This window comes from Halomonas sp. (assembly GCF_014859505.1).
Taxonomy (GTDB): domain Bacteria; phylum Pseudomonadota; class Gammaproteobacteria; order Pseudomonadales; family Halomonadaceae; genus Halomonas.
Map to the genome: position 1 here is coordinate 1 of NZ_JACUUD010000052.1, position 20128 is coordinate 20128.

22 protein-coding genes are annotated in these 20128 nt (G+C 64.9%); 9 read left to right on the forward strand and 13 right to left on the reverse strand.

Going from position 1 to position 20128, the window contains the following annotated elements:
• From IBX53_RS08795 to flgL, 8 genes are all read left to right on the forward strand, one after another.
• Window positions 1–429, forward strand: a 429-nt coding sequence (locus tag IBX53_RS08795; RefSeq protein ID WP_290908095.1) for a flagellar hook-basal body complex protein, incomplete at its 5' end; no start/stop codon positions are given.
• Between the two features lie 25 nt (window positions 430–454).
• On the forward strand, window positions 455–1213 hold the full coding sequence (locus tag IBX53_RS08800) for a flagellar basal body rod protein FlgF (protein ID WP_290908100.1): 759 nt from the start codon (window positions 455–457) through the stop codon (window positions 1211–1213).
• 25 nt (window positions 1214–1238) lie between these two features.
• Window positions 1239–2021: a flagellar basal-body rod protein FlgG gene (gene flgG / locus IBX53_RS08805; RefSeq protein WP_290908103.1), complete on the forward strand. Its 783-nt coding sequence runs from the start codon at window positions 1239–1241 to the stop codon at window positions 2019–2021.
• A gap of 89 nt (window positions 2022–2110) precedes the next feature.
• On the forward strand, window positions 2111–2806 hold the full coding sequence (locus IBX53_RS08810; RefSeq protein ID WP_290908108.1) for a flagellar basal body L-ring protein FlgH: 696 nt from the start codon (window positions 2111–2113) through the stop codon (window positions 2804–2806).
• Between the two features lie 8 nt (window positions 2807–2814).
• Complete coding sequence (locus tag IBX53_RS08815; RefSeq protein ID WP_290908112.1) at window positions 2815–3957, forward strand: flagellar basal body P-ring protein FlgI; 1143 nt, start codon at window positions 2815–2817, stop codon at window positions 3955–3957.
• Window positions 3957–5174, forward strand: coding sequence for a flagellar assembly peptidoglycan hydrolase FlgJ (gene flgJ, locus IBX53_RS08820; RefSeq protein ID WP_290908116.1), 1218 nt, complete (start codon window positions 3957–3959; stop codon window positions 5172–5174). Before IBX53_RS08815 ends, flgJ begins: the two co-directional genes overlap by 1 nt.
• 120 nt (window positions 5175–5294) lie before the next feature.
• Entirely contained in the window at window positions 5295–6914 is a 1620-nt protein-coding gene (flgK, locus tag IBX53_RS08825; RefSeq protein ID WP_290908119.1) for a flagellar hook-associated protein FlgK, read from the forward strand.
• 17 nt (window positions 6915–6931) lie between these two features.
• Window positions 6932–8239 carry a flagellar hook-associated protein FlgL gene (gene flgL / locus IBX53_RS08830; protein WP_290908121.1) on the forward strand — a complete coding sequence of 436 codons (1308 nt, stop codon included), beginning with the start codon at window positions 6932–6934 and terminating at the stop codon, window positions 8237–8239.
• A 126-nt stretch (window positions 8240–8365) separates the two neighbouring features.
• Here flgL and fliR read toward each other — a convergent pair whose 3' ends face one another.
• From fliR to fliF, 13 genes are all read right to left on the reverse strand, one after another.
• A complete protein-coding gene (fliR, locus tag IBX53_RS08835) occupies window positions 8366–9154 on the reverse strand; it encodes a flagellar biosynthetic protein FliR (RefSeq protein WP_290908125.1) in 789 nt (262 codons plus the stop codon).
• A gap of 10 nt (window positions 9155–9164) precedes the next feature.
• Window positions 9165–9434, reverse strand: a complete 270-nt coding sequence (fliQ, locus tag IBX53_RS08840) for a flagellar biosynthesis protein FliQ (RefSeq protein ID WP_290908128.1) — start codon at window positions 9432–9434, stop codon at window positions 9165–9167.
• Between the two features lie 44 nt (window positions 9435–9478).
• Entirely contained in the window at window positions 9479–10177 is a 699-nt protein-coding gene (gene fliP / locus IBX53_RS08845) for a flagellar type III secretion system pore protein FliP (RefSeq protein ID WP_290908158.1), read from the reverse strand.
• Between the two features lie 56 nt (window positions 10178–10233).
• Window positions 10234–10674, reverse strand: coding sequence for a flagellar biosynthetic protein FliO (fliO, locus tag IBX53_RS08850; protein WP_290908132.1), 441 nt, complete (start codon window positions 10672–10674; stop codon window positions 10234–10236).
• Entirely contained in the window at window positions 10671–11237 is a 567-nt protein-coding gene (gene fliN, locus IBX53_RS08855) for a flagellar motor switch protein FliN (RefSeq protein ID WP_290908135.1), read from the reverse strand. Before fliN ends, fliO begins: the two co-directional genes overlap by 4 nt.
• On the reverse strand, window positions 11230–12273 hold the full coding sequence (gene fliM, locus IBX53_RS08860) for a flagellar motor switch protein FliM (RefSeq protein WP_290908137.1): 1044 nt from the start codon (window positions 12271–12273) through the stop codon (window positions 11230–11232). The genes fliN and fliM overlap by 8 nt, the downstream gene beginning before the upstream one ends.
• Before the next feature lie 14 nt (window positions 12274–12287).
• The gene (fliL, locus tag IBX53_RS08865) at window positions 12288–12758 is read right to left on the reverse strand and encodes a flagellar basal body-associated protein FliL (protein WP_290908141.1); all 471 of its coding nucleotides are present in this window, start codon (window positions 12756–12758) and stop codon (window positions 12288–12290) included.
• Window positions 12759–12932: 174 nt separating this feature from the next.
• Window positions 12933–14150, reverse strand: a complete 1218-nt coding sequence (locus IBX53_RS08870) for a flagellar hook-length control protein FliK (RefSeq protein ID WP_290908142.1) — start codon at window positions 14148–14150, stop codon at window positions 12933–12935.
• A 14-nt stretch (window positions 14151–14164) separates the two neighbouring features.
• Complete coding sequence (gene fliJ / locus IBX53_RS08875; protein ID WP_290908145.1) at window positions 14165–14620, reverse strand: flagellar export protein FliJ; 456 nt, start codon at window positions 14618–14620, stop codon at window positions 14165–14167.
• Window positions 14617–16008, reverse strand: coding sequence for a flagellar protein export ATPase FliI (gene fliI, locus IBX53_RS08880; protein ID WP_290908146.1), 1392 nt, complete (start codon window positions 16006–16008; stop codon window positions 14617–14619). The genes fliJ and fliI overlap by 4 nt, the downstream gene beginning before the upstream one ends.
• Window positions 16005–16751 (reverse strand): flagellar assembly protein FliH, encoded by a 747-nt coding sequence (locus IBX53_RS08885; RefSeq protein ID WP_290908149.1) that lies wholly within the window; start codon window positions 16749–16751, stop codon window positions 16005–16007. The genes fliI and IBX53_RS08885 overlap by 4 nt, the downstream gene beginning before the upstream one ends.
• Window positions 16752–16773: 22 nt before the next feature.
• Window positions 16774–17778 (reverse strand): flagellar motor switch protein FliG, encoded by a 1005-nt coding sequence (gene fliG, locus IBX53_RS08890; RefSeq protein ID WP_290908151.1) that lies wholly within the window; start codon window positions 17776–17778, stop codon window positions 16774–16776.
• A complete protein-coding gene (gene fliF, locus IBX53_RS08895) occupies window positions 17771–19510 on the reverse strand; it encodes a flagellar basal-body MS-ring/collar protein FliF (RefSeq protein WP_290908154.1) in 1740 nt (579 codons plus the stop codon). The genes fliG and fliF overlap by 8 nt, the downstream gene beginning before the upstream one ends.
• 269 nt (window positions 19511–19779) lie before the next feature.
• Between fliF and fliE the strand changes: the two genes are divergently transcribed.
• The gene (gene fliE, locus IBX53_RS08900; protein WP_290908156.1) at window positions 19780–20109 is read left to right on the forward strand and encodes a flagellar hook-basal body complex protein FliE; all 330 of its coding nucleotides are present in this window, start codon (window positions 19780–19782) and stop codon (window positions 20107–20109) included.
• The last annotated feature ends 19 nt before the right edge of the window (window positions 20110–20128 follow it).

A 20128-nucleotide genomic window follows, 5' to 3' on the forward strand; every position in this document is an offset into this window, starting at 1 on the left:
CTGAATCTCGCGGGTTCCACCCAGTTCGGCAATAACTCGACGACCAGCGCCTTGACCCAGAACGGCTACACCTCAGGCGCGCTGGTGGGCATCACCATCGAGGACGATGGCACCATCATGCGCAACTACGCCAATGAGCAGTCTCGCCCGGCGGGTCAGATTACCCTGGCCAACTTCCGCAACCCGGAAGGCCTTCGCCCCGAAGGCGACAACGCCTGGGTGGCGACCCAGGCCTCCGGCCAGGAGCTGCTGGGCGCCCCGGGTACCGGCCAGCTGGGGCTGATCGTCGCCGGTGCCGTGGAGACCTCCAACGTGGATATGGCCCGCGAGCTGGTCAACATGATCATCGCCCAGCGTGCCTACCAGGCCAACTCCCAGACCATCAAGACCCAGGACGAGCTCCTGCAGACCGCCATCAATCTGCGCTAAGGCGTCGATCACAGGAGCCTGAACGATGGATCGCATCCTCTACACCGCCATGAGCGGCGCCAAGCAGACCATGGACCAGCAGGCGGTGGTCAGCCACAACCTGGCCAACGTCGATACCGCCGGCTTTCGCAGCCAGCTGCACGCCATGCGGGCGGTGCCGGTGCAGGGCGAGGCGGCCCATGCGACCCGGGTGTCGGTGGCGGCCACCACGCCGGGCAGCGACTTCACGCCCGGCCACATGATCACCACCGGGCGTGAGCTCGATGTGGCGGTGCAGGGGCAGGGGTGGATCGCCGTTCAGGCCCCGGACGGCACCGAGGCCTACACCCGCCGCGGTGACATGCAGGTGGATGGCGATGGCGTGCTGCTGATCACCGGCAGGCCGGTGATCGGCGACGGTGGACCCATCATCGTGCCGCTGGGCTCTGCGCTCTCCGTAGGCGCCGATGGCACCCTCAGCGCCATCGGTGAAGGGCAGGGGCCAGAGGCGCTGGTGGATGTCGGCAGAATCAAGCTCGTGGAGCCCGGCGAGGCGGGACTGGTGCGTGGTGACGACGGCCTGTTCCGGGCGCCACCCAACGCCGAGGGCGAGGTCATGGCGCTGCCCCAGGCGGAGGAGATGCGCCTGGTCAGCGGCGTGCTCGAAGGCAGCAATGTCAGCGCCATCGAGGCCATGGTGTCGATGATCGACGTTGCCCGCCGCTACGAGATGCAGATGAAGGTCATCAGCACCGCCGATGAGAATGCCCAGCGCGCCAACAATCTGCTGTCGATGCAGGGCTGAACCCTGCCCCTAGAGGAAGCCATTCATGATCAAGTCACTCTGGACCGCCAAGACCGGCCTGGAATCCCAGCAGGTCAAGCTGGACGTCATCTCCAACAACCTGGCCAACGTCAGCACCAACGGCTTCAAGCGCAGCCGGGCGGTGTTCGAGGATCTGCTCTATCAGAACCTGCGCCAGCCCGGTGCCCAGAACGACGTGCAGAACCGCCTGCCTTCCGGGATGCAGGTCGGCACGGGCGTGCGCCCGGTGGCCACCGAGCGCCTGCACACCCAGGGGGGGCTCGAGCTCACCAGCAACTCCCGCGATCTGGCCATCAACGGCAACGGTTTCTTCCAGGTGCTGATGCCCGATGGCACCACCGCCTACACCCGCGACGGCAGCTTCCAGCTGGACGAGAACGGCCAGATGGTGACGGCCAACGGCTATCCGATCGAGCCGGCGATCATCGTTCCCGACAACGCCCTGTCGGTCTCCATCGGCGAGGACGGCATCGTCTCGGTGCGCCAGCCCGGCGTGACCCAGTCGCTGGAAGTCGGCCAGATCAGCATCTCGACCTTCGTCAACGCGACCGGGCTCGAGAGCATCGGTGGCAACCTCTATCTGGAGACGGCAGCATCGGGGCCGCGTAACGAAACCATGCCCGGCATGAACGGTGCGGGGCGGCTTTTCCAGGGCTATGTGGAGACCTCCAACGTCAACGTGGTGGAGGAGATGGTCAGCATGATCCAGACCCAGCGCGCCTACGAGATCAACAGCAAGGCGATTCAGACCAGCGACGAGATGCTGGCACGCCTGACCCAGCTATAAAGCCCCGGCGTGGATGATCTTGTGGCGTGGATGATCTTGTGAGTGGCGTGGATGATCTTGTGAAGAGGGGCGACCCGGGAGTGACGAAGATGCTGTCTTCGAGCATGCGTAATACGGCCATGGCCGTGCTGGCGGTAGCCCTTCTGGTGCTGTCCGGCTGCGCGCAGGTGCCGAGGGCCTCGGTGGTGGGAGAGCAGGAGCAGATCAATATCAACCCGCCGCCGCCTCCCATGGCCAACGGCTCCATCTACCAGCCGCACCGAGGTTCGCGCCCGCTGTTCGAGGATCGTCGCCCGCGCATGGTGGGGGATATCCTGACCATCGTGCTGGACGAGCAGGTCAGCGCCAGCAAGAATGCCCAGTCCAACATGACTCGCAGCGGTTCGGCGGGGCTCGATCTGTCGGCGCTGCCCGACGTGCTGGAGCGCCTGGCCGAGCAGGGCATCGATCTGTCTGGCGGCCTGTCAGGCAACAGCGACTTCAACGGCGGCGGCGGCTCCCAGGCCAGCAACAGCATGACCGGCACCATCACCGTGTCGGTGCTGGAGGTGATGCACAACGGCAACCTGCGGGTGCGCGGCGAGAAGCAGATCGGCATCAACCAGGGGGTGGAGTTCATCCGCTTCTCCGGGGTCATCAACCCTCGTACCATCAGTGGCCAGAACACCGTGCCTTCCAGCGCGGTGGCCGATGCGCGCATCGAGTACGTGGGTAACGGCTATATCAGCGAGGCACAGCATATGGGCTGGCTGCAGCGCTTCTTCCTTAACATCTCGCCGTTCTAGGGGGCAGCATGCAGACCGTTGCCACAACATCGTCTTTTCATCGGCCCTCTCGCTGGTGTGCCAGGGGGCTTCTTGTGCTGCTGGCATGTCTGTTGGCCCTGCCGGCCCAGGCCGAGCGTATTCGCGAGTTGGCCAGCTTCGCCGGGGTGCGCGACAACGTACTGGTGGGCTATGGGCTGGTCGTGGGCCTGGATGGCACCGGGGACCAGACCATGCAGGCGCCCTTCACCGGGCAGAGCCTCACCAACATGCTCTCCCAGCTCGGTATCACCGTGCCACCCGGCACCAACATGCAGCTGCGCAACGTGGCGGCGGTGATGATTACCGCCGACCTGCCGCCCTTCGCAAGGCCCGGCCAGCGTATCGACATCAACGTCTCCTCGGTGGGCAATGCGCGGAGCCTGCGGGGCGGTACCCTGCTGATGACGCCGCTCAAGGGCGCCGATGGTGAAACCTACGCCATCGCCCAGGGCAACCTTCTGGTGGTCGGCGCCGGTGCCGAGGGCGGCGGCAGCTCGGTTCAGGTGAACCAGCTGGCCGGCGGCCGCATCGCTGGTGGCGCCATGGTGGAGCGCGAGGTGCCGCTGGACCTCGCCGCCAACGGCGGCCTTCTGGAGCTGGAACTCAAGCAGTCGGATTTCGGCACCGCCCAGCGCGTGGTCAACGCCATCAACCAGGAGTTCGGCCGCCCGGTGGCGGCTGCCCGCAACGGCCGGGTGATCGCTCTCGATGGGCCGATGAACGACAACTCCCGGGTCAACTTCATGGCCCAGATCGAGAACATTCGCGTGACGCCCACCGAGGCCGCGGCCAAGGTGGTGCTCAACTCGCGCACCGGCTCGGTGGTGATGAACAGCGCCGTGACCTTGCGCCGTGCGGCGGTGGCCCACGGCAACCTCTCCATCGTCATCGACACCCGCTTCGGGGTCAGCCAGCCGGCTCCCTTCGGCCAGGGGGAGACTGTGGTGATCCCCGACACGGACATCGCGATCGAGCAGCAGGACGCCTACCTGCAGGTGGTGGAGGGCGCCGACCTGGTTGACGTGGTCAACGCCCTCAATGCGCTGGGGGCGACCCCCCAGGACCTGATGGCCATTCTTGAAGCGTTGAAGGCCGCCGGTTCGCTGCGCGCCGATCTGGAGATCCTCTGATGAGCGTGCAGGACATGGGCGGTCAGTTCGCCCTCGACATGCAGGGGCTGAATAGGCTAAAGCACACCGCCCGGCAGGACCCGAGCCAGGGGGTGCGGGGTGCGGCGGAACAGTTCGAGGCGCTCTTCATTCAGATGATGCTCAAGAGCATGCGCGACACCATTCCCCAGGGGGGGCTGATGGAGAGCCAGGCCACCGACTTCTATCAGTCGATGCTGGATCAGCAGTGGTCACAGGTGATGGCCTCCCGCGGCATCGGCCTGGCCGACAAGCTGGTGGCCCAGCTCGAGCGCAGTGGCATGGTACCCGAGCTGGCGCAGCGGGGTAGCGCCATCGATGAGCTGATCGCCGGCATTCCGCGCGGTGCGCCGCGGCCGCTGCAGGATGCGCTGCTGGGCGAAGAGGCAGACAGCGAGACCCCGCCGGCGACGGTTCCAGAAACGCCAGATGGGCTCGGCCCGCGCAGTGCAAAGGCCGCCGAGACGGCCCCCGCCAGCTTCATGGAGGCCCTCGAGGCCACGCCTTCAGGGTTCATGGGGGAGCTGGCCGCCCAGCCGCTGGCCGCGGCGACGTCCTATCGTGATTCGCTGGCCCGTGATGTTCAATCCCGAGCCGCCGATGGTGCAAGGGCTCCGGGTGCAGTACCGAGGGCTCCGGCAGAGAGCCAGGCTTCTTCCAGCACCGACAGTGGCCAGATGCCGTCCCGTGTGCAGGCCTTCGTGGACAAGCTCGAGGGACCGGCTCACGCCGCTAGCCGCCAGACGGGGGTGCCGGCAGAGCTGATTCTGGCCCAGGCGGCGCTGGAAACCGGCTGGGGGCGCCATGAGATCGCCACCGCCGATGGCCGCAACAGCCACAATCTCTTCGGCATCAAGGCCGGCAGTCGCTGGCAGGGGCCTACCACCGAGGTGGTGACCCACGAGTACCTGAACGGCCAGCGCACGCGAGTCACCGATACCTTCCGGGTCTATGGCTCCTTCGAGGCGTCGTTCACCGACTATGCCCGCCTGATCAGCGATAACCCGCGCTATGCCGGTGTCGTCACCGCCGGCAGCGCCGAGCAGGCCGCCCGGGCGCTGCAGGCCGGGGGCTACGCCACCGACCCGGCCTATGCCGACAAGCTGATCGCGGTGATGGGCACCCTGAACGGCGCCTCTGCAGTGGCAGGCTCCGGTGGCGCGGCGCCTTCGGACTCGCTGGTGTTCCTGCGTTACTGAGCGGGGTGCCAAGCCCAGCCTGGGGTGACCAGCATGGGGCGCCTCGAAAGGGGCGCCGGCTCCTAAAGAAATGTCTCTCACGGCCGATAGTCAAAGCAACGGCCCAAGGATTATCAGACCATGAGCATCTTCTCCATCGGCCTGAGCGGCCTCAACGCCGCTCAGAACGCCCTGAATACCACCAGCAACAACATCAGCAATGTTTACACCCCGGGCTACAACCGGGAGCTGACGATCCTGGGAGAAGGGCGCGGCGATGGCGGGGTGCGGGTCAACGACATCCAGCGCCAGTTCAACCAGTACGTGGCCAACCAGCTCAACTCGGCCACCAGCAGCTCCAGTGCGCTGGCTGCCTATCAGGGCCAGATCAGCCAGATCGACAACCTGCTGGCCGACCGCGACGCAGGCCTGGCCCCGCTGATGCAGAACTTCTTCTCGGCACTGCAGGACTTGGCCGGTGCGCCTTCCGATCCCGCGGCACGCCAGGGTGTTCTCGGCACGGCACAGACCCTTACCTCCCAGTTCAGATCGTTCGACGGTTACCTGCAGGACATGCAGTCGGGCATCAACGGCCAGATCCGTGACGAGGTCACCCAGATCAACAACACCACGGAGCAGCTGGCGATCCTCAACCGTGAGATCGCACTCGCACGCGCGCGCACCGGTGACGCGCCCAATGGCCTGCTGAATCAGCGCGACCAGCTGGTGGCCGAGCTCAGCGAGCGTATGGATATTCGGCTTATTATTCAGGACGGCAAGACCTACAACATCAGCCTGCCCAACGGCCAGCCGCTGGTGTCCGGTACCAACCACTACAAGCTGGAGGCAATGGATTCGCCGAATGACCCCGAGCGCACCGTGCTGGGTTATCGCGACTCGGGTGGCAATCTGGTGGCCCTGCCCGAGAACACCGTCAAGGGCGGTACTCTCGGGGGGCTGATGGAGTTTCGGGCTGAGTCACTGGACAAGACCCAGAACCAGATCGGCCAGCTGGCGGTCTCCCTAGCAGTGGGTTTCAACCAGATTCATGAAGATGGCTTTGACCTAAATGGTGATCCGGGTCAGTCTTTTTTTAAACTTGGTGAGCCAAATGTCTATGGTAATACTCGCAATAGCGGCGATATTGGCATCACCAAGGCTTTTGACTTCGGTCGGGTTGATGAGCTAGTAGCGACTGATTACACCGTCCGCTTCGAGAATGGTGAGCCGCAGGTCACAAGGAAGGATAACGGTCAGGCCGTTGCTATTCAGCCTGGGGATTGGACAAACAATATTTTGAACTTTGGCGGGATGACATTGGAATTTGCGTCGACTCCTGCTGACGGAGATCGTTTCGAGATTCAGCCGGTACGCCGTGCAGCCCAGAATTTCGAGACTGCGATCAATAGTATCGATCTCATCGCCGCTGCTCAGTCGGATGCAACTGGCGACAACCGAAATGCGCTGGCGCTGCAAGAGTTGCAGAGCAAGACGCTTGTTGGTGGTACCGCGACCCTCAACCAGGCCTATGCCAGCATGGTGAGCGACGTAGGCAACAAGACCAATGTGGTGCAGGTCAACCTGGAGGCCCGCCAGGGGCTGACTGACCAGCTCAGGGCGGTGCAGCAGTCCGAATCCGGGGTGAATCTGGACGAGGAAGCCGCCAACCTGCTGCGCTACCAGCAGTTCTATGCTGCCAACGCCCGGGTCATCGATACCGCCTCGACCATCTTCGACACCATTCTCGGCCTGCGTAGCTGATTCAGGGGAACCACAAGATGCGTATCAGCACCGTCACCATGTTTGAGCAGAGCGTGAAATCCCTGAATCGCCAGCAGGGCGATTTTCTCAAAGTCGGCCAGCAGATCGCTACCGGGCGCCGGGTGGTCAACCCCTCGGACGACCCCCAGGCGGCCTCCCGCGCAGTAGGCGTCTCCCAGGCCAAGGCGGTGACCCAGCAGTTCGCCGACGCCCGCATCAGCGCGCGCAATTCGCTCGCGCAGTCGGAGAGCGTGCTCAATAGTGTCAGCGACGCCATTATTAGCGCCAAGACCCTTCTGGTGCAGGCCGCCAGCGACACCTTGAGCGATGTCGATCGCCAGTCGGTGGCCTCGGAGCTGCGCGGCGTCTACGAGACCCTGATCGGCCAGGCCAACGCCACCGACGGCAACGGCCGCTATCTGTTTGGCGGCTACAATGACGATGCGCCCCCCTTTGCACGCACCGAGTTTGCCGATGGCGCGGCTGCGACCATCGATTATAGGGGTGATGAGAATGCGCGCGAGCAGCGCATCGATGCCTCGCGGCTGATGCAGGTCACCGACAACGGTAACACCATCTTTCGCAGCGTCCCTAGCGGTGCCGGCTATGTGGCCAGGGCAGAGCGCGACGAAGGGGTCCGCAACGAAGGCTCCGTGACCTTTACTTCTGGCCCTAGCCGCATCGACCCCTCCGCCGGTGGATTCGGTCAGCCCTTCACCATTGCCTTCGACGTTGACGATGACACGGGAGAGGCCAGTTGGCAGGCGCTGGCCTTCGAGCGGGATGGCGACGGCAACCCAGTGCTCGATGGAGACGGCAATCCCAATTTGGTGCAGATTGCCACAGGAGAGTACACCTCCGGCCAGAGCCTGACGGTAGCCGGTGTCAGCATCACCCTGCAGGGTCTGCCAGCCGATGGAGACGCCATCCAGGTACGCCCGGCCAATGCCGATGACGCCAATCAGGATCTCTTCAAGTCCCTGAAGGATGCCATCGACGTCCTCGAGCTGGACCAGCAGGGCACCGCCGAGAACCGCGCCCTGTTTCGCAACACACTCAATAGCGTGATGCGTGAGCTCGACAACAACCTGGATAACGTCCTGACCGTGCGTGCCTCCGTGGGCGCGCGCCTCAATGAGCTTGACGTGGTCGATTCGGTGGCCGGCAATCGCATGCTCAACTACGAGCAGACTCTCTCCGATCTTGTCGACCTGGATTACGCAGAGGCGATCTCTGAATACAGCCTGCGGCAGGTCGGGCTCCAGGCGGCCCAGAAGGCCTTCGTGGATATCAAGAGCATGTCGCTGTTCGACTATCTGCGTTGAGGTCGAACCTTCCCTGATCCGGGTGCTGCCACTCTCGGCACCCGGAGTCCCTTGCCTTGGCGCACCACCGCCAGGGCTTTTTTTATGCCTGCACCGTAGCGAGAGAACAAGACGTAACAGGGCTTGTTATGTAAGCGGGGCGAGGGCATCGAGCAGATTGCGCATGAACATCAGGCCACTGGCGAAGAGCCCCTGCAGGAAGCGGCCGATATCGGTCATCAGCACCATCATCAGCGCCAGGCCCACGGTAAGTGAAGTCGGAAAGCCGATATTGAACACTGTAAGCTGAGGCGCGGAGCGGTTGAGGATGCCCAGCGACAGGTTGATGATCAACAGCGACCCCACCAGCGGCAGCGCCAGCAGCATGCCGGACATGAAGATGGTGCCGCCATAGCGGGCCAGCATCTCAAACCCGCTGGCGTTAAATCCGCCAAGGCCTATGGGCAGGGTCACAAAGCTGGTGGCCAGAATCTCGAGCACGATCAGATGGCCATTGAAGGCCAGGAACATCAGCAGCGTGATCATGTAGAGGTAGCGCGACAGCACCACCATGTTGGTGCCGCTGCCCGGGTCGAAGAAGGTGGCAAACGCCAGGCCCATCTGCAGGCCGATAAACTCGCCGGTGGCCTGCACCACGGCGAAGGTAACATGCATCACCAGGCCCATGGCAATGCCGATCATCATCTGCTCGACCATGATGCCGAACCCGGCCCAGGAGACCAGCGGCACGTCGGGCAGCGAGATCACCGGGGCGATGACCATGGCCACCAGCGCGGCGAGCCCCACCTTGGCCTGATTGGGTACGCTGGAGTGCCCCCACAGCGGCGAGGCGGCCAGGAAGGCGGTGATGCGGGCGAAGGGCCACAGGAAGGCCATGATCCAGCCCTGCAGCTGGGCGAAGGTCACCTCGACCATGGCCGCTCCGTCACGACACCATCATCGGGATATTGAGGAACAATTCTCGGGTGAAGTCGGTGATCAGCTTGAGCAGCCAGGGGCCGGCCACGATCAGCACTACGAAGACGCCCAATATCTTGGGAATGAACGACAGGGTCATCTCGTTGATCTGGGTCGCCGCCTGAAACAGGCTGACCGTCAGGCCCGTCAGCAGCGCCGTCAGCAGCAGCGGCCCGCCGAGGAAGAGGGTCACTTTCATGCCCTGGTAGGCCAGAGCCATCACCATTTCCGGTGTCATTGTTCTCTCCTCGCGCCCCCGTGGGCGCTAGATACAGAGGGGCGCTAGATATAGAAGCTCTGGGCCAGGGAACCCACGATCAGCTGCCAACCATCCACCAGCACGAACAGCATCAGCTTGAAAGGCAGCGAGATGGTGATCGGCGGCACCATCATCATGCCCAGCGACATCAGCGTGCTGGCCACCACCAGGTCGATGATCAGGAAGGGAATGAAGACCATGAAGCCGATCTGGAAGGCGGTCTTGAGCTCGCTGGTGACGAAGGCAGGCACCAGGATCCGCAGCGGCACGTCCTCCGGCCCCTGCATGGGGCCTACCTCCGCCAGCCGAGCAAACAGCGCGAGGTCGGGCTCGCGGGTCTGGGCCAGCATGAACTCGCGGAAGGGCTGCTGGGCGAGCATCAGGAACTCCTCGAAGTTGATCTCCTCGGCGGAGAGCGGTACCCAGGCGGTGTCGTAGACCAGCTGAAAGACCGGCGCCATCACGAAGAAGGTCAGGAAGAGCGCGAGCCCCAGCAGCACCTGGTTGGGGGGAGTCGCCTGGGTGCCCATGGCCGTGCGCAGTAGGCCCAGCACGATGATGATGCGGGTGAAGCCGGTCATCATCAGCAGCATGGCCGGCAGGAAGGCCATGGCGCTGAGCAGCAGCAGCGTCTGCAGCTGGATCGACCACTGCTGGCCGCCATCCTCAAGGGGCTGGCTGACGATACCCGGCAGCTGCTGCCCCAGGGCCAGCGTGGGCATCAGCAGCAGCCCCAGCGCGAAGAGCAGCGCCGGAACAGCGCGGGAGAGGCGAAGGCTCACGATCTGCCGGGCCTGTCCTTGAGACCCGCGTTGTGCTTCAGCGCCTTGGCGAAACGGGTCGCAAAGCTGTCGCCGGCCTCGAAGCCGGCGCCCGAGGAAGCTTTAGCCTCCTGGGGCGGGGCGGCCAGTTCGTGTAGCTTGTTGACCTGGCCGCCACCCACGCCCAGCACCAGCCAGCGCTCCTCCACCTGGACGATGACCACCCGCTCGCGCGGCCCCACGGCCGCGGCACTGACCACCCGAAGGCGCCCGCCGGCGGGTTGACGATGACGTTGCAGCCGCTTGAGCAGGGCGCTGGCGGCGAAGATGATCACCAACACCAGCGCCAGAGCGGCAGCGGTCTTGCCCAGCGTCGCCATGCCAACCAGGGCATCTGTGCCGACGCTGACGGCCTCGAGGCCGCTGGCGGTGGTGTCGCGGACGGGGGTGTCGCTCATTTGTTCAATTTCTGAACGCGCTCGGAAGGGGTGATGATCTCGGTGATACGAATGCCATACTTGTCATCCACGACGACTACCTCACCCTGGGCGATCAGATAGCCGTTGATCAGGATATCCATAGGCTCACCGGCGAGGCCATCGAGTTCTATCACCGAGCCCTGGGACAGCTCGAGTAGTTGCTTGATGGTGATCCGGGTGCGACCAAGCTCCACGGCCAGCTTGACCGGGATATCCATGATCATCTCCAGATCGCGGGCGGCGGAGAGCGAGCTGGAATGGCTAAGTGGCCGGAAGACGCTGTCACTGGCGGCCTGTGCCGGCGACGGTGAAGGGGGCGGCTCAGTGGGTTCGTTGTCCGACTCTAACGACCGCTGCTCGGCCATCGCCTCGGCCCATGGATCGTCATCAGTGGCTGGCGAGGCGTCCCCTTCCTGCTCGGCCATGGCATCGGCCCACAGGTCCTCGGCACTCTCCTGCTTGGGCGCGCCTTCCTGCTGGGACATCGCGTCAGCCCAGTCGTCGTTGCCGATGGGCTGATCGGGGTTCTTGGGATCAGTCATTCTTGAATTCCTTGGATGTCGGCACCGAACCCCTGACGAAGGCATCGGATGAGGCGGTGTTATGGGTATGATCGATCATGCTCAGCACGCGAAGCGCACGCTGCTCATGCTGACTGCCATATTCGCACTCCATTACTGGCACGCCGTCGACCCGAGCGATGATTGTTGCGGGGAGCTCCACTGGCAGGATATCGCCCACCTTGAGAGACATGACGTGTGCGATACGAGTAGGAATCTGGGTGAAATTGGCGACCAGTTCCACCTCGGAATGACGGATCTCACCGGCCATGCGGCGTTTCCAGTTGCCGTCCTGATTGTGGTGGCCATCATTGAGGGGGTTGGCAAGTAAGTCACGCAATGGCTCGATCATGGCAAAAGGCATGCAGACCTGGAAGTTGCTTGATAGGTTGCCCACCTCGATATTGAAGGAAGTATTGACCACGATCTCATTGGGTGAGTTGGTGATATTGGCAAACTTCGACTGCATTTCAGAGCGCAGAAAGCTGATTTCCAGAGGATAAACCGACTTCCAGGACTCGGCGTAGGCGTCGATGGCCAGATTCAGAAGGCGCATGATGATGCGTTGTTCGGTGTTGGTGAATTCGCGCCCCTCGGAGCGGGTAAGGAAGCGACCGTCTCCGCCGAACAGGTTGTCCACGACCATGAAGACTAAGGCCGGAGGAAAGACGATCATGGCCGAGCCGCGTAGCGGCTTCATGGCGATCAAGTTGATGTTGGTCGGGACTGGCACGTTACGCGAGAAATCGCTGTAGCTCTGGTAGCGGACAGAATCCACGGTAATATCAGCGCTGCGCCTGAGCAGGTTGAACATGCCCATTCGAAAATGACGGGCGAAACGCTCGTTGATGATGTCCAGCGCATGCAGACGTTCGCGGATGACTCGGTGTTGCGTCGCCGGGTCATAGGGGCGCATACGCGACTCAACGCGTCCAGGGGTGGAGGAGTCATCCTCACCGCTGACTCCCTTGAGCAGCGCATCGATCTCTTCCTGAGAGAGCAGATCGTCTTGGGACATGGGGCTCGATCCGCTTATTGGACGATGAATTCGGTAAACAGCACGTCTTCGATCAGCAGGTCAGGCTGGTAATCGGTCATTGGCTCGTGGAGCGTGGCGATGACCTTGTCGGCCAGCCGCACCTTGCCGTCGGGGTGAGTCAGCTCACGCGCCTCCTGACCGGAGAACAGCATCAGCAGGCGGCTTCTGACCTGGGGCATGTGCTCCTGGAGGATATCTCGGGTCGTTTGATCGCCCACCTTGAGGGAGAGGCCGGTATAGAGCAGCCGGTTACCGTAGGTGTCGTCGGCCAGGTTGACGGTAAAGGGGTCGATCTTGACGAAGATGGGCGCACGACGCTCCGGGGGTGCCTGGGTCTGGGCGGCTCGCGGGTCGCCCTGGCCCATCACCATGTAGAGTGCCGCCCCCGCCGCGGAAACGGAGACGACGACGAGTATTGCCATCAACCACAGCAGCTTGCGTGAGCCACCACCGGTGTTTGCCATTGCCTTGCTACCTCTGGGCGCGGTGCGCAAAAGAGTCGAGTGCCATGCTGGTCAGTATGCCTGTGCACCGGCCAGGCCCATGATGAAAACAGGCCCGTGTTAGGGGCCTTTCTCGGCTTTTTGGTTCGGCGTTTCGGGCGCTGATCGAGTCAGGCATCAGTGGAGAGAACGGGCTCAGGCGTAGAAATCGACCCGGCCGGCCTCCAGGGGCTGTGCGCTCAGTGGGGCTGCAGAGCCGGCGCTCTCCAGCTCCTCGCTGTCGATGGCAGCGCCTGGTGTGCCTGCGCCGCCAGCGAGCGCCTGACGCTCTCCCTGATCCTGCTGGCGGTGTTCGCCCACCGAGGTCTCGCCCAGGCTGATGCCCTGTTCGGCCAGGGCCTCGCGCAGCTGGGGGATCGCCTGCTCGACGGCCTGGCGCACCGGGGCATGCGCAGAGAGGAACTGGGCCTGGGCGCCCTGTTCGCTCATCTTGAGGGAGATGGTCAGCGGGCCGAGTTCGGCAGGGTTCAGGTGCAGCTCGACGCGCTGCTCCCCTCCGCGCTGTCCCAGCATCACCAGCTGCTGGCCGAGCTGGCCCGGCCAGGCGGGGCTGGCCAGCGGCGCCGACAGGGCGGCCGGCAGGCTCATGCCTGGAATGGCCGCGGAAGGTGCGCTGGCGCCGGTGGGCGGTGCAGACAAGCCTGCGAGGCCCTCGCTACGCCACTCGGCGGGGGCGGCGGGGCGCAGCTCGGACGCGCCGGGCGCCTGAGGAGACTCGACGGCACGCGCCACGGCCTCGGTGAGACCCTGGGCACGGCTCGCCTGGGCGGGAAGTTCGCGGCCGGCAGGGTTGGAGGAAAGAGTGGCAGCCAGGCTGTCGGCGACCGGGCGAGACTCTCTCTGCTGGGCGATGTCGGCGGCCGCGAGCCTCGGCTCACGGGCCTCGAGGCCCGCGGCTCGACCATTGGATTCTCTCGGCAGGAGCGGCGCGACAGCCGATTCTGCCAGTGCAGGTGGGTAGCCGTCGGCGAGCGGGGTGCCCTCCGTCAACTCCTGGGCGCTGCGTGTGGCTTCGAGTGCGGAATCTACCTGCTTGGTGTTGTCCGTGGGCGCGCCGGCCGAGGCAATCAGCGCCAGTCGTTCGGCAATCTCTGCCAGGTCTCCATTGCCTTTGAGCTCGCTGCCGCCGCCCAGCGCCTGCATCATGGCGACCAGGCTCGCCTGGACGGACCCCGACCCGCCCGGCCGCGTATCGCTCTCCATAGAGGCAGGCAGGGCGAGGCTCTGAGACGCGGCCTCGAGGCTCGCGAGGGCCTGGGCGAATCCGTTACCGGTCTGGCCGGAGTCGTTGTCGGCCTGGGAGACGGTGCGCCCTGGCCCGGCGAGGGGGGTGAGCAGCAGTGAAATATCCATGGGTCACTCCGAAATCAGCGGTCGCTTGTGCGGGTGCGGGCCAGTCGGCCATTGACCAGTTCATCGCTGGTGCGCTGCTCCTGGCGTGCCTCGTGACGGCGCTGCAGCCCCTCCCGGCGAGTGGCCAGGGTGTCGTAGGAGGAGAGCTTGCGCTGCTCCTGCTGCCACTGGGACTGGCGCTGGCCGACCCGCTGCTGCTGAGATGCCAGGGCTTCCTTGGCGCGCGCCAGGGCGCTGTCCAGGGAGTCAAGAAATTGCTGGTAGTTGCGCATGGTGGCGGGGTCGATTCCCTCGCTCATTGCCTGCTGCAGGCGTTGACTGTACTCCAGCCGGTATTGCAGCAGCGACTCGAGCTGGCTACTCACCTGGCGCTCGTTCTGGCGTTCGCTGGCCAGCGCCTGCCCCGCCTGGTCGCGGTCACCGCGAGCCAGTGCAATCAGCGTATCAAGCTGAGAGGTGTTGGTTTTCATGGCATCACTCCCATGGTCCTGGCGAGCGCCGCACGGGCTGAGTCGGCGGAGGCCTGCTCGTCGATCTGCTGCTGCAGGAAGGCTTCCAGCGCTGGGAAGCGCTGCACCGCCTCATCTAGCCCGGGGTCGTGGCCCGGGCTGTAGGCGCCCACGCTGATGAGGTCGCGGTTGCGCTGGTAGCGAGAAAACAGACGCTTGAATGACTGTGCCATCTGTGACTGTTCGGGGCTGATGATCTGGGTCATGGCTCGGCTGATGGAGGCTTCGATATCAATGGCGGGATAGTGTCCCGCCTCGGCCAGCGCCCGGGACAGCACCACATGGCCGTCCAGGATGGCGCGGGCTGAATCGGCGATGGGATCCTGCTGATCATCGCCCTCCGTCAGCACCGTGTAGAAGGCGGTAATGGAGCCGCCGCCGCGTTCGGCGTTGCCGGCCCGCTCCACCAGGCTCGGCAGCTTGGCGAACACCGAGGGCGGATAGCCCTTGGTGGCGGGGGGCTCACCGATGGCCAGGGCGATCTCCCGCTGGGCCATGGCGTAGCGCGTCAGCGAGTCCATGATCAGCAGCACGTCGCGGCCCTCGTCGCGGAACCCTTCCGCCAGGCGGGTCGCATAGGAGGCCCCCTGCAGGCGCTGGAGTGGCGAGGTATCCGCGGGGGCCGCGACCACCACGGCGCGCCGGCGGCCCTCCTCGCCGAGGATGTTGTCGATGAAGTCCTGAACCTCGCGGCCACGTTCGCCGATCAGTCCCACCACGATCACGTCGGCCTGAGTGAAGCGGGCCATCATGCCAAGCAGCACCGACTTGCCGACCCCGGAACCGGCGAACAGCCCCATGCGCTGGCCGCGCCCCACGCAGAGCAGGGCGTTGATGGCGCGGATGCCGACGTCGATCTGGGTGTCGATGGGCGCTCGCAACAGCGGGTTGAGGGGCGGCATCTGCAGCGTTGCCTGCTGGGCATCATCGAGTGCACCCAGCCCATCAAGAGGGGCACCGTTGCCATCCACCACGCGCCCCAGCAGCGACTCGCCCAGGGGAAAGCGTCGCGCGCCGTTGCCGCCGTTGCCGAGCGGAAAAACCCGGGCCCCCGGCAGCAGCCCGGTGATCTCGGTCAGCGGCATCAGAAACAGCTTGTCGCCGGCAAAGCCCACCACCTGGGAGTCGGCGAAGCGCGGCGGTTCGTGGCTGTAGGGCGCAGGCAGTTCGATACGACAGGCGCTGCCCAGCGGAGCCTGCAGCCCAACCGCCTCGATCACCATGCCGGTGGCACGCACCACGCGCCCGCTGGCACGGAAGGGGGGAATCTTCTCGATGCGTGTGCGCACCTTGCGCAGCGACTGCTGCCAGTTCTGGTGGTAGGGGTTCTGCAGGCTGGCTTCGCTCATGGCTCGCCTTCCTCGCCTTCCTCGCGGGGCTTGGGGGTGGCGCGTCGGCGTACCTGACGCTTCACCGCCGCCCAGCGGCTTTCCCAGGTGGCATCGAGCTCGCCGCTGGCGCTGGTAACCCGGCAGCCGCCGCGAGTTACCTGGTCATCGGGCTGCATGGCCCAGCCGGCGGCCGCGAGCTCATTGCCGAGGTGCTCTTCGACCAAGGCATGGTCGCGGGGATTCAGCCATAGGCGTGGCTTGCCGCTCATGCCGGGCTCCGTATGCAGGAGCCCTCGCACGATCTCGAGCACCTGCCTGGGTCGTGCCTTGAGCGCTTCGCCGGCCAGCTGGCGGCCGGTGGCCAGGGCCAGCTCGACCAGCTCGTTGCCGACCTCCTCGTCGAGGCGGGTCAGCGCCTCGCCGAACTGCTGCGCCAGCGGCTGAAGCGGCGCCAGGGCCTCCCTGGCCTCTCGCTCGAATGCCTGGCGGGCCTGCTCGTGGCCTTCCTCCAATCCCTTTTCCAGGCCCTGAGCATGGCCCTCGGCGTGGCCGGCCTCGAAGCCCTCGCGGTGGCCCTGTTCGCGAGCCTCCTGCATGACCTTTTCGCGCAGGGCATGCAGTTCCGCCTGGCGTTGAAAGGCCGCCTTGCGCCGGGCGGTCTGTTCCGCAGACGGCACGCCGGCTGGGTCGGGCTCTCGCAACGTGTGAAGCTCGCTCATCCGCCAGGGCCGCCAGCGCAGCTCGGTTTCATGGGCGGGCATCGGCTTGTCCTCAGGCAGGTGCTCAGACATAGGTATCCTCTCCGCCGGTCAGCACGATCTCGCCGCTGTCGGCCAGGCGGCGTACGATCTGCAGGATCGCCTTCTGCTCGGCTTCCACCTGGGAGATGCGGATCGGGCCTCTGGCCTCCATGTCTTCGCGTACCAGGTCGGCGGCGCGCTGAGACATGTTGCGCAGGAACCTGTCCATCAGTGCCTCGGGCGCGCCCTTAAGTGCCACCACCAGAGAGTTGGTGTCGATTTCCTTGAGCACCAGCTGAATGCCACGGTCGTCGAGGTCCATGAGGTTCTCGAACAGGAACATCTCGTCGATGATCTTCTGGGCCAGGTCTTCGCTGTGGGCGCGCACCGTGTCGATGACGGCCTCTTCCTGGCTGGAGTTCATCAGGTTGAGGATCTCGGCCGCGGTTCTTACGCCGCCCATCTTGCTGCGCTTGAGGTTTTGACCGTCTAGCATCCCGGAGAGCACCTCGGTGAGCTCCTGCAAGGCCGCCGGCTGCACCCCGCTGAAGGTGGCGATACGCAGCACCACGTCGTTGCGCAGCTTGTCATCGAACAGTTCCAGCACGTCGGCAGCCTGATGGCGCTCCAGATGGATCAGCACCGTGGCGATGATCTGCGGATGCTCGTCGCGGATCAGCTCGGCCACTATGGAGGCCTCCATGAGGTTCAGGGCATCGATGCCCGATGTGGCCCCGGAGCTCTCCAGCACGTCCTCGATCAGGCTGGAGGCGCGCTCGCTGCCCAGCGCCTTGGTCAGCACCGAGCGGATATGGTCGCTGGAGTTCAGGTTCAGCGCGATGAACTCCTCGGTCTCGGCGTGGAAGTCGGCCAGCACCTGGCGCATCTCGTCGTGGGAGACCTGGTCCAGGCGCGCCATTTCCGAGCTTATCAGCTGGATCTCCTTGGCCGAGAGGTACTTGAACACCTCGGCCGCGCTGTCCTCGTCGAGGGCGAGCAGGAGGATAGCGCTGCGCCGGGCGCCGCTCAGATTAAGTTCCCTACTCATGCTTGTTCATCCAGCTGCGCACGATCATCGCCACCATGCGAGGATCCTCCTGGGCCATCTCGCGCAGGTCGCTGAGGTTCTGCTCATAGGCGGAGCCCTTGTGACGGCGCTTGCGCGGCGGTTCGTAGGTCTCATCGCCCTCGTTGGCGGCCGCCTTCGCCTTGTCGGCGTCGTTGGCGTCGTCTCCGACCTGCACCTGCAGGGTAGAGCCCGGCGCCGCCGTGGCCATCGGGGGCTGGGTGTGGCGCTTGATCAGTGGGCGCAGTATCAGCAGATAGAGCAGCAGAGCGGCCAGCGCCACCAGCAGGTAGCGGCCGAAGGTGATCGCCAGCTGCTGAATCTCGGGTGTCTGCCACCACTCGAGATCTTGCTCCTCTTCGTCCAGGCGGCTGAAGGGACTATTGACCACCTCGATCGCATCGCCTCGGGCCGCCGAGAAGCCAATGGCCTGGCGGACCAGGCGCTCGATCTGGGCGATCTCCTCATTGGTCAATGGCACCCGCTCCATTTCTCCCTCTTCGTTGAGGGCGTCGCGGTAATTGACCACCACCGCCGCCGTCAAGCGTTCCACCTGCCCGAGACGATGCTGAACATGAGAGACGCTGCGATCCACCTCGTAGTTGACGACCTCATCCCGGCGCAGGGAGTTGATCGCCTGAAGGGCCTCCTGCTGGGCCTCTGCATCGGCGCCTTCCTCGCCCTCGGCAAGCTCGATGGGGGAGGGGGCGGTACCCGGGGGAGTATTGCTTAGCGCGCCGGGGATGCCCTGGGCGAGCCCCTCGTCGCCGTTGTAGGCGACGCTGCCCTGGCGGCTGCGCACCGCGGCCTCATTGGGCGGCTGGTTGGGGCCGAAGCGCTCGGCGGTTTCCTCACGGCGCGAGAAGTCGATCTGGGCGGCGATCTGGGCGCGCACGTTGTCGCGTCCTAACAAGGGTATGAGGATGTTCTCGATGCGACGCTGGAAGGAGCGCTCTACCTCCTCGATATACTCCAGCTGGGAGCCGTCCAGGTCGTGGCGGCCGGCCGCCTGGGTCGAGAGCAAGCGGCCGTTCTGATCCACCACCGTGACGTCCTCGGCGGAGAGCTCCGGCACGCTGCTGGCCACCATGTGCACGATGGCGCTCACCTGGCCATCACTGAGCAGGCGGCCGGGATGCAGGGTGAGGATGACCGAGGCCTTGGCCGGTTCGCGGTCGCGCACGAATACCGACTGGCGCGCCATCGCCAGGTGCACGCGGGCGCGCTCCACTGGGCCCAGCGACTCCATGGAGCGCGCGAGCTCGCCCTCCAGGCCGCGCTGAAAGTTGACCTGTTCGGCGAACTGGCTGATGCCGAAGGCCTGGTCATCGAGCAGCTCGAAGCCGACGTTGCCGCCCCGGGGCAGGCCCTGCTCGGCCAGTTGAAGGCGCAGGCCGAACACCTGATCCCCCGGCACCAGCAGGGCCTGGCCGCCCTGGCTGAAGCGGTAGGGCACCCCGCGGGTTTCCAGCTCGCTGACGATGCGACCGCCATCGGCATCGGAAAGGTTACTGTAAAGCACACGATAGTCGGGCGCGCGTGCCCACATCAAAAGCGCCACGACAATGGCGACGCAGGCAGCGCCCGCCACCATCAGCAGGACCAGTGGGTTGCCGCGCAGCTGCTGCAGCATGCGCTCGAAACCGTTTGGGGGCGTGTCTTCCTTGCGCGGTGAGCTGGCCTGGGTGCCGGTGGCCTGGGCGCCGTCACTCATTCACGCCACCTCGTAAGTCCGCACAAGCAATGGCGGGGAGCACTGGCATGGAATTGAAAGGCATTGGCAGCGTCCATGGGTCGCGATAGGCTGCCCTCGGGGCAGGTGAATCGATGATGAACACCATTATCCTGTTTGCCGTTGACCTCTAATGCGCAAAAAGCCCCCCTTTTCATCGGCAATTGCCTCGATGGTGCCGAGTCTGCCAGTGCTAGCCTTGTCAGCCATCGACCCCCGTCACTCCCACCACCAGCAGGCGAGGCGTATCCATGAGTTCACCGGCCATCCAGTCTGCCCTGGCCCAGATGCAAAGCCTGGCATCCCAGGCCGCCGGCCAGGCTTCCAAGGGCCAGCAGGTCTCCACTCAGGTGGGGGCTGGGGGTTTTGCCGGTGAATTGCAGGCGTCGATTCAGCGCATTAACCGCCTGCAGCAGGCCGCAGCGGCCAAGGCCGAGGCGTTCCAGGCTGGCGACCCCGGCGTGGAGCTCAACGATCTGATGGTCGACATGCAGAAGGCCAGCGTGGCCTTCCAGATGGGCACCCAGGTGCGCAACCGCCTGGTCTCGGCTTACAGGGATGTGATGAATATGCAGGTGTAAGCTGGCCGAGCCCGGCGCG

Coding starts and splice junctions, on each gene's coding strand:
- IBX53_RS08800 (WP_290908100.1), top strand. CDS start 455: ATGGATCGCATCCTCTACACCGCCATGAGCGGCGCCAAGCAGACCATG.
- flgG (WP_290908103.1), top strand. CDS start 1,239: ATGATCAAGTCACTCTGGACCGCCAAGACCGGCCTGGAATCCCAGCAG.
- IBX53_RS08810 (WP_290908108.1), top strand. CDS start 2,111: ATGCTGTCTTCGAGCATGCGTAATACGGCCATGGCCGTGCTGGCGGTA.
- IBX53_RS08815 (WP_290908112.1), top strand. CDS start 2,815: ATGCAGACCGTTGCCACAACATCGTCTTTTCATCGGCCCTCTCGCTGG.
- flgJ (WP_290908116.1), top strand. CDS start 3,957: ATGAGCGTGCAGGACATGGGCGGTCAGTTCGCCCTCGACATGCAGGGG.
- flgK (WP_290908119.1), top strand. CDS start 5,295: ATGAGCATCTTCTCCATCGGCCTGAGCGGCCTCAACGCCGCTCAGAAC.
- flgL (WP_290908121.1), top strand. CDS start 6,932: ATGCGTATCAGCACCGTCACCATGTTTGAGCAGAGCGTGAAATCCCTG.
- fliR (WP_290908125.1), bottom strand. CDS start 9,154: ATGGTCGAGGTGACCTTCGCCCAGCTGCAGGGCTGGATCATGGCCTTC.
- fliQ (WP_290908128.1), bottom strand. CDS start 9,434: ATGACACCGGAAATGGTGATGGCTCTGGCCTACCAGGGCATGAAAGTG.
- fliP (WP_290908158.1), bottom strand. CDS start 10,177: ATGCCCACGCTGGCCCTGGGGCAGCAGCTGCCGGGTATCGTCAGCCAG.
- fliO (WP_290908132.1), bottom strand. CDS start 10,674: ATGAGCGACACCCCCGTCCGCGACACCACCGCCAGCGGCCTCGAGGCC.
- fliN (WP_290908135.1), bottom strand. CDS start 11,237: ATGACTGATCCCAAGAACCCCGATCAGCCCATCGGCAACGACGACTGG.
- fliM (WP_290908137.1), bottom strand. CDS start 12,273: ATGTCCCAAGACGATCTGCTCTCTCAGGAAGAGATCGATGCGCTGCTC.
- fliL (WP_290908141.1), bottom strand. CDS start 12,758: ATGGCAAACACCGGTGGTGGCTCACGCAAGCTGCTGTGGTTGATGGCA.
- IBX53_RS08870 (WP_290908142.1), bottom strand. CDS start 14,150: ATGGATATTTCACTGCTGCTCACCCCCCTCGCCGGGCCAGGGCGCACC.
- fliJ (WP_290908145.1), bottom strand. CDS start 14,620: ATGAAAACCAACACCTCTCAGCTTGATACGCTGATTGCACTGGCTCGC.
- fliI (WP_290908146.1), bottom strand. CDS start 16,008: ATGAGCGAAGCCAGCCTGCAGAACCCCTACCACCAGAACTGGCAGCAG.
- IBX53_RS08885 (WP_290908149.1), bottom strand. CDS start 16,751: ATGCCCGCCCATGAAACCGAGCTGCGCTGGCGGCCCTGGCGGATGAGC.
- fliG (WP_290908151.1), bottom strand. CDS start 17,778: ATGAGTAGGGAACTTAATCTGAGCGGCGCCCGGCGCAGCGCTATCCTC.
- fliF (WP_290908154.1), bottom strand. CDS start 19,510: ATGAGTGACGGCGCCCAGGCCACCGGCACCCAGGCCAGCTCACCGCGC.
- fliE (WP_290908156.1), top strand. CDS start 19,780: ATGAGTTCACCGGCCATCCAGTCTGCCCTGGCCCAGATGCAAAGCCTG.